Origin of the sequence: uncultured Sphingomonas sp. (assembly GCF_913778135.1) — a bacterium.
GTDB lineage: Bacteria > Pseudomonadota > Alphaproteobacteria > Sphingomonadales > Sphingomonadaceae > Sphingomonas.
On record NZ_CAJYVU010000152.1, the window covers coordinates 1 to 7,405 of the forward strand.

Here is a 7,405-nt window from a genome sequence, read left to right on the forward strand (position 1 = left end):
AGAAGCTGAAGCGCGGCGACGTGATTTCGTCGATCAACTCCGCGCCGGTGCGCACCAGCGCCGACCTCGCGCGCGGCGTCGCGGCGGCAAAGGCGGCCGGTCGCCCGCAGGTGCTGCTCAGCATCACCCGCCAGCGCACCGCCGGCGTGCTGCTCGCGGTGAAGATCAAGTAAACCGACTTCATCGTCCACACGGGGCCGTCGCGGTGACCAGCCGCGACGGCCTCGCTCGTTTCCGGCGCGCTGTCCTACACGCACGCTGCTTGCGACAAGCCGGGCATGACAAACCGCCTTCTCACCCGCGACATCGATCAATCCGCGCCGGTCTCAACTTTCTCAACTTCGACCCGGCAGCGACCGCGCGCACGCGCACGCATGTGCCCGCGCGTGACTGTCAACTTTCTCAACTTCCGCCCGGCTCATCGCCGCTGCTCGGTCTCACGCGCACGCACGCACATGCGCGTGAGTGTCAACTTTCTCAACTTCGGGGCCCTCCCGCTTGGGTCGACGCCCGACTGCGCCTATGAAGCGTTGACGCCCAACCAGCCCGATCAGGAGCGCGCATGACCGATCCCGCAAGCACCCCCGGCAGCCTCTTCGTCGGCGCGCAGGCGGGCGGCGCGAACCCGCAACGGCTCGACCTGCGTCGTGCCAACCGCCACGGCCTGATCGCGGGCGCGACCGGCACCGGCAAGACGGTGACGCTCCAGGGCATTATTGAGGGCTTCTCGGACGCGGGCGTTCCCTGCTTCGTCGCCGACGTGAAAGGCGACCTCGCCGGCCTCGCCATGCCCGGTTCGCCCACTGCGAAGATGCACAAAACGCTCAAGGCGCGCGCGGCAGAGATCGGCGACACCGACTGGCGCTACGCCGCGGTGCCGGTGCAATTCTGGGATCTGTTCGGCGAACAAGGCCACCCGATCCGCGCCACCGTCTCCGAGCTCGGCCCCGTCCTGCTCGCGCGGCTGATGGACCTGAACGAGGTGCAGGAAGGCGTGCTGACGATCGCATTCCACGTCGCCGACAAGGAGGGGCTGCTGCTCCTCGACATCGACGATCTGCAGGCGATGCTGGCGCACTGTGCCGAGCGTGCGGCCGAGCTGACGACGCAATACGGCAACGTGTCCAAACAGTCGATCGGCGCGATCCAGCGCGCGCTGCTGCAATTGCGCACGCAAGGCGCCGAGCATTTCTTCGGCGAACCCGCACTAGAGATGCGCGACCTGATTGCGGTCGATCATGAGGGCCGCGGCGTCGTCAACGTCCTCGCCGCCGACAAGTTGATGCAGAGCCCGAAGCTCTACTCGACCTTCCTGCTGTGGCTGCTGTCGGAACTATTCGAAACGCTGCCCGAGATCGGCGACCCCGACAAACCGCGATTGTGCTTCTTCTTCGACGAGGCGCATCTGCTTTTCGATGACACGCCCAAGGCGTTGCTCGACAAGATCGAGCAGGTCGTCCGCCTGATCCGGTCGAAGGGCGTTGGTGTCTATTTCATCACGCAGAACCCGATCGACGTGCCCGAAACGGTCGCCGGACAGCTCAACAACCGCATCCAGCACAAGCTGAACGCCTTCACTCCGCGCGACCAGAAGGCGGTCAACGCCGCTGCGCAGACCTTCCGCGCCAGCCCCGGTGTCGACGTCGCCGCCGCGATCACCGAGTTGAAGGTCGGCGAGGCGCTGGTCTCGTTGCTCCAGCCCGACGGCGCCCCCTCGCCTGTCGCGCGCACGCTGATCCGCCCGCCCGGCAGCCGCCTCGGCCCGCTCACGCCCGAGGAACGCCGCGTGCTGATCGAGACCGATGCGATCGGCGATAAGTACGACGAACCGATCGACCGCGAATCAGCCGAAGAAATCCTGTCGGCAAAGACTCAGGCCGCCGCTGCCGGGGTCGCCGCCGCCAATGCGCGCGACGAGGCGGAGCGCTCTGCTGCACAACAGGCGAAGGAACAGGCACGCGCCGACCGCGACGCCGCACGCGCCCGCGCAGCCGACGAGCGTGCGCAGCGCACCGCCGAGCGCGCGGCGGCGAACTCGCCGTGGAACAAGATGGCGACGTCGGCGATGCGCTCCGCCTCGTCATCGGTCGGGCGGCAGGTCGGCAACGAGATCAGCAAGGCGGTGTTCGGCTCGTCCCGTCGACGATCAAGCAGCAGCGGCGGGCTGCTCGCCAGCGTGGTACGCAACGTGCTCGGCGGGCTGATGCGGCGATGACGATCTTCACTGCCATCACCCACGCCGATCTGGTCACGCAGGTCCGCACCCTCGCCGACGCACTCGCCACCAACGCCGACTGGTCGCCCGACCATCTGATCGGCATCGGCCGCGGTGGATTGATCCCCGCGGTCTATCTCAGCCACGCCAGCGGGCTCCCGATGCTCGCGGTCGACTACAGCTCGCAGGCGGAGGAACTAGCCGCCGACGCGATCGCGCGTTTGGCCGAACGCACCCGCGCGGGCGAGCGGTTGCTGTTCATCGACGACATCAACGATTCAGGCCGCACGATCGGCCATTTGCGCGACATGCTCGCGCGCGCCGGGGCAACGCCCGGCAGCGTCCGCTTCGCGACACTGATCGACAACATCGGCTCGGCGCAGCAGGTCGACTATCGCGCGCGCACGATCGACCGTGCGGTCACGAAGGACTGGTTCGTCTTCCCATGGGAAGCGATGGCATCCGACAGTGCGATCCAGGCCGATGCCGAAGAAGTGCCCGAGCGCATCGCCTGAACCACGATCAGGCTCCGGACACCATGCCGGTGACCCGCACCCGTCCGCCGCGTTCGATGATCCGTCCGCTCAGCATGCCGCTCAGGTGAACCTCAGCACCCTCGTCGGCGATCAGGTCGCCACTGACGATCCCGCTCACCTTCACGCGGCAGCCGGCCGCCACGGTCACGTCACCGTTGACGATACCCGACACGGTCGCATCGCGATCGACGAGCAGGTCGCCATCGACGATCCCGCCATGCTCGCTCACTTCTTGATCAGCCCGATCTCGACCAGCCGCTGCATCAGGTAATCCTGCGCGCTGATCGGTTCGGGGTAGCGGTTCGGGTTCTCCGCCGTGATCGTCTGCGGCAGTGTTTCGATCAGGAAATCGGGCGCCGGATGGAGGAAAAACGGCATCGAGTAGCGCGAGTGGCCACGGCGCTCGGGCGGCGGGTTGATGACGCGGTGCGTCGTCGACGGCATGACGTGGTTGGTCAACCGCTGCAGCATGTCGCCGACGTTGACGACCATCGCGCCTTCGGGCGGCTTGATCGCCAGCCAGTCGCCGGTGTTCTTGTCGAGCAGTTCGAGGCCCGCTTCCTCGGCGCCGAGCAGCAGGGTGATGAGTTTGATGTCCTCATGTGCCCCGGCGCGCACGCCCTCCGCATCGGCGGGGATGGGGGGATAGTTGAGCAGGCGCAGCACGCTGTTGCCGTCCTTCACCGCCGGATCGAACCCGTCGGGGGCAAGGCCGAGATGGCGCGCGATCGCGGAGAGCAATTTGTCGCCCGCGCGATCGAAGGCGGTGAAGAGTTCGAGGAACGTGTCCTTGAACCCCTCGGGCCGCGCCGGCCAGATGTTGGGCGCCATGCTGTCGGCGTAGCGATGCCCCTCCGGCAGATTGCGGCCGATGTGCCAGAATTCCTTGAGATCGACGTGCTTGGCGTCCTTGGCGATCTCCGTCTTGAACGGGGTGTAGCCGCGCGCGCCGCCGCCGCCAGCGACGAAATAGTCGCGCTTTTCCGCCTCGGGCAGCGCGAACAACGCCTCGGTTTCGGACCAGGCACGGTCGATCAGGTCCTGCGGGATGCCGTGGTCGGCGACGATCGCGAAGCCGAATCGTTCGAACGATTCGCCGAACGCCTTGGCGAAGCCGTCGGGGTCGCGCGCCTGGTCGGCGAGGCTGAGCGTCGGAACCTGTGCGTCCAGCGCGGTTGGGGTGTCGAGCATAAGGGCCATCCGTTTGATCAGGCGAGCGATATAGGACGCCGCGCCGACCGCGTCACGCCCGCATGTCACGCGCCTGTCATGGTGCGGACGACCGGGGATCGACGGCGATCGCACGGTCATGATGAACGGCCGCGTAACCTCATATCATCGGCTCGGCGCGCGCGTCAGCCGGTTGATCGCGGGAGCCATGCCCTATGGGTTGTGGATGCGCATCGATTGCAGGCAGAGACTGCGCGTCTGGGGCGCGGTGGGGCTGCGAATCACGACGATTGGATTACGGCCGGACCCGGTCCCCCGGGTTGCGGCGCATCGCACTGGGGTCTGATGAACAGCTTCGTTTCCATGAGCGCTCGACTCGGTAACCGCATCCGTTCGCTGTTCGTCGCACGCGACGTCCTGTTTCACGATGGCAACGCGCTGCGCCGTGTCAGCCTGACCGGCCGTCGTCAGGCGACGCTCGCCGCCGCGGCGACGCTGACTCTGGGGTTTTCGGGCTATGGCGCGGCGCAGGCTGCGCAGCTGGTCGTCGCCCCCGCGCATGATACGCGCGTTGCGGGCATGGAGCACCGGCTCGACGCGATGCAGGCCCGCGTGTCGCACATCCGTGACGTCGCCCGCCTGCATGCCGAGCGGATCGAACAGCGCCAGGCGCTTATCACCGCGGCGCTGACCGGCAAGGGCGACGAGGCCGAACTGGCGCTCGCGACGCTCGCGATCGATCCCACCGCCGATCGCCTCGCCGCCGATGTCGTCAAGCCGCTGGTGAAGGTGGAAGGGCGCCAGGCCCAGCTCGCCGACGCCGCGCAGAAGGTTGTCGACCAGCGCCTCGCCAAGGCGAATGCGACGCTGAAGACGCTCGGTGTCGCCAGCCGCGTGAACGCCAAGGCGATGGGCGGCCCGATGCTGGAGGCCAATGGCGCGGAAGCGCAGGCGGACCTGAAGGCCGATGCGCAGTTCCGCACGCTGTTCCAGAGCTGGAAGAAGCTCGACACGCTGCAGCAGGGGGCGATCGCCATTCCGTCGGTGCAGCCGGTGCAGCACCTGCAGTTCACCAGCAACTTCGGCATCCGCTCCGACCCGTTCCGCGGCACCGCGGCGATGCATGCGGGCGTCGACATCCCCGGTCCGGTCGGCACGCCGATCTATGCCACCGCCGACGGTATCGTCGATCACGCCGGCCGCCAGGGCGGTTACGGCAATCTGGTCGAGATCAACCACGGCAAGGGCATCGCGACCCGCTATGGCCACCTGTCGAAGATCCTCGTCGCCGATGGCGCGCGCGTGACGCGCGGCCAACTGATCGCACTGATGGGGTCGACCGGCCGCTCGACCGGCCCGCACCTGCATTATGAAGTCCGTATCGACGGCCATGCGGTGAACCCGGTGCCGTTCCTGACCACCGCCGATTACCTGCTCGCCGCGCAGGACCGTGCGGTCCATGCAATCCCGGTGTCGACCGACGGTCCCGCCGCGCAGGATTAAAGGTTTTTGAGGGCGCCTCCGTCCCTCACACGGCGTCATCCCCGCGCAGGCGGGGATCCAGACGCGCTACCGCCAGCGGGATTCAGCAGCGTCGTGGTTATGGATTCCCGCCTGCGCGGGAATGACGGATGTACGGGGTAGATTAGCCCACGAGTCACCCGTGTCCGTGAATCCCGTCCCTCGCACGGATGTCGGAGCAGGGACGAAGGGCTAACCGGTTGCCCCACTCGCCCGCCGCGCCTATCTCGGCGGCATGACCCAGCCCGACATTGCCCTCACCCCCGCTGCCGCCGCGCGCGTCGCGGCGATTGCGGGCAAACAGAACAAGCCTGCCATCCTGCGCCTGTCGGTCGATGGCGGCGGCTGTTCGGGGTTCCAGTACAAGTTCGGCTTTGCCGACGCGCCCGAGGGGGACGACACGATCGCGGAGACGGATGGCGTCCGTCTGGTCGTCGACAGCATCAGCCTGGACCTCGTGCGCGGCTGTCAGGTCGATTACGTCGAATCGCTGGGCGGCGCGGCGTTCCGCGTCGACAATCCCAATGCGGCGTCGGGCTGCGGCTGCGGCTCCAGCTTCGCGGTCTGAGGCGGTGAAGCTCGTGACCTATAACGTCAACGGCATCAAGGCGCGGTTGCCGCGGCTGATCGAGTATCTGACCGAACAGCAGCCCGACGTCGTCTGTTTGCAGGAGCTGAAGACCACCGACGATACCTTCCCGATCGCCGATATCGAGGCGGCCGGCTATGGCGCGGTGTGGCATGGGCAGAAGGGGTTCAACGGCGTCGCCGTGCTCGCCAAGGGGCAGACCCCGATCGAAACGCAGCGCGGCCTGGACGGCGAGCCCGAGGACGAGCACAGCCGTTACCTGGAATGCGCCGTCGATGGCCTGATCGTCGCGTCGATCTATCTGCCCAACGGCAATCCGCCGCCGGGACCGAAGTTCGACTATAAATTGCGCTGGATGGAGCGGCTCGCCAGCCGCGCGCGCGCGCTGCTGGAGGCCGAGGTGCCGACGGTGCTGATGGGTGATTACAACGTCATCCCCAACGACGACGACACCTTCTCGGTGCGTGCGATGGCGAACGACGCGCTGATGCAGCCCGAAAGCCGCGCTGCTTACCGCCGGTTGCTGGCGCAGGTGTGGACCGATGCGTTGCGCACGCGCCAGCCCAAGGGCGGGGTGTGGACCTTCTGGGATTATCAGGCCGGGGCCTGGCAGCGCGACGCGGGATTCCGGATCGATCACCTGCTGCTCAGCCCGCAGGCGGCGGACCGGTTGCAGGACGCCGGCGTCGACAAGGACTATCGCGGCCGCGAAAAGGCGAGCGATCACGCACCCACCTGGGTACGACTGTCGTGAGGCGCAGCGCGGCGGCGCTGCTCGCGCTCGCCGCCGCCACCCCCGCCGCCGCACAGGACCGCGAATTCTGTCTGGAGCGACCGGGCCTCGAGACGCAGGCGTGCATCGTCGATCGCGGGCGCGTGACCATCGAATCGAGCCTGATCGACTGGACACGCGATCGGCAGAGCGACAGCGTGACCGATACGATCCTGGTCGGCGACATGCTGGTTCGCGTCGGCGTGACCGATCGGCTGGAGGTGCGCGCAGGCTGGCAGCCGTTCGGTCATGAGCGAACGCGCGATGCCGCGACCGGCGATATCGACCGGGCGGATCGCGTCGGTGACGCGGTGATCGGGCTGAAGGCATCGCTGCTGCATCCCGACGGCAAGGGGCTGTCGATCGCGATTCTGCCATCGGTGACGCTGCCGGTCGGACGTCAGCCGATCGGCGCCGGCCGCGCGCAGCCAAGCCTGCTGCTGCCGCTGTCGTACGACGTGTCCGACACGATCGAGATCGCCGTTACGCCTGCGATCCGGGCATTGGCGAACGAGGACGCGGGCAGCCAGCACGTGCGCTATGGCGCTGCGGCGGGCGTGACGGTGAAGCTCAGCGAGGCGGTGTCGGTCGGCGCGGACGCG

At 67.6% G+C, this 7,405-nt stretch carries 8 protein-coding genes; 6 read left to right on the top strand and 2 right to left on the bottom strand.

All coding sequences use genetic code 11. The features are described from left to right. Positions 1-562 precede the first annotated feature (562 nt). The gene (locus QZ847_RS13935) at positions 563-2,215 is read left to right on the top strand and encodes a helicase HerA-like domain-containing protein (RefSeq protein ID WP_294357432.1); all 1,653 of its coding nucleotides are present in this window, start codon (positions 563-565) and stop codon (positions 2,213-2,215) included. After that, the gene (locus tag QZ847_RS13940) at positions 2,212-2,730 is read left to right on the top strand and encodes a phosphoribosyltransferase (RefSeq protein WP_294357433.1); all 519 of its coding nucleotides are present in this window, start codon (positions 2,212-2,214) and stop codon (positions 2,728-2,730) included. The genes QZ847_RS13935 and QZ847_RS13940 overlap by 4 nt, the downstream gene beginning before the upstream one ends. Before the next feature lie 7 nt (positions 2,731-2,737). Here QZ847_RS13940 and QZ847_RS13945 read toward each other — a convergent pair whose 3' ends face one another. Then, complete coding sequence (locus QZ847_RS13945) at positions 2,738-2,980, bottom strand: hypothetical protein (RefSeq protein WP_294357434.1); 243 nt, start codon at positions 2,978-2,980, stop codon at positions 2,738-2,740. Next, entirely contained in the window at positions 2,977-3,942 is a 966-nt protein-coding gene (locus QZ847_RS13950; protein ID WP_294357436.1) for a 2-oxoglutarate and iron-dependent oxygenase domain-containing protein, read from the bottom strand. The genes QZ847_RS13945 and QZ847_RS13950 overlap by 4 nt, the downstream gene beginning before the upstream one ends. Positions 3,943-4,284: 342 nt before the next feature. Between QZ847_RS13950 and QZ847_RS13955 the strand changes: the two genes are divergently transcribed. The 4 genes from QZ847_RS13955 to QZ847_RS13970 form a co-directional block, all read left to right on the top strand. Continuing rightward, on the top strand, positions 4,285-5,424 hold the full coding sequence (locus QZ847_RS13955; RefSeq protein ID WP_241769102.1) for a M23 family metallopeptidase: 1,140 nt from the start codon (positions 4,285-4,287) through the stop codon (positions 5,422-5,424). A gap of 253 nt (positions 5,425-5,677) precedes the next feature. Further along, entirely contained in the window at positions 5,678-6,010 is a 333-nt protein-coding gene (gene erpA, locus QZ847_RS13960) for an iron-sulfur cluster insertion protein ErpA (protein ID WP_017977613.1), read from the top strand. A 4-nt stretch (positions 6,011-6,014) separates the two neighbouring features. Beyond that, positions 6,015-6,785 (top strand): exodeoxyribonuclease III, encoded by a 771-nt coding sequence (xth, locus tag QZ847_RS13965; RefSeq protein ID WP_294357437.1) that lies wholly within the window; start codon positions 6,015-6,017, stop codon positions 6,783-6,785. Beyond that, on the top strand, positions 6,782-7,405 hold a 624-nt coding region (locus QZ847_RS13970; protein ID WP_294357439.1), incomplete at its 3' end, for a transporter. The genes xth and QZ847_RS13970, both read left to right, overlap by 4 nt.

Bases quoted from the DNA above. Each gene is read 5' to 3' on its own strand.
- QZ847_RS13935 (WP_294357432.1), top strand. From the start codon at position 563: ATGACCGATCCCGCAAGCACCCCCGGCAGCCTCTTCGTCGGCGCGCAG.
- QZ847_RS13940 (WP_294357433.1), top strand. From the start codon at position 2,212: ATGACGATCTTCACTGCCATCACCCACGCCGATCTGGTCACGCAGGTC.
- QZ847_RS13950 (WP_294357436.1), bottom strand. From the start codon at position 3,942: ATGCTCGACACCCCAACCGCGCTGGACGCACAGGTTCCGACGCTCAGC.
- QZ847_RS13955 (WP_241769102.1), top strand. From the start codon at position 4,285: ATGAGCGCTCGACTCGGTAACCGCATCCGTTCGCTGTTCGTCGCACGC.
- erpA (WP_017977613.1), top strand. From the start codon at position 5,678: ATGACCCAGCCCGACATTGCCCTCACCCCCGCTGCCGCCGCGCGCGTC.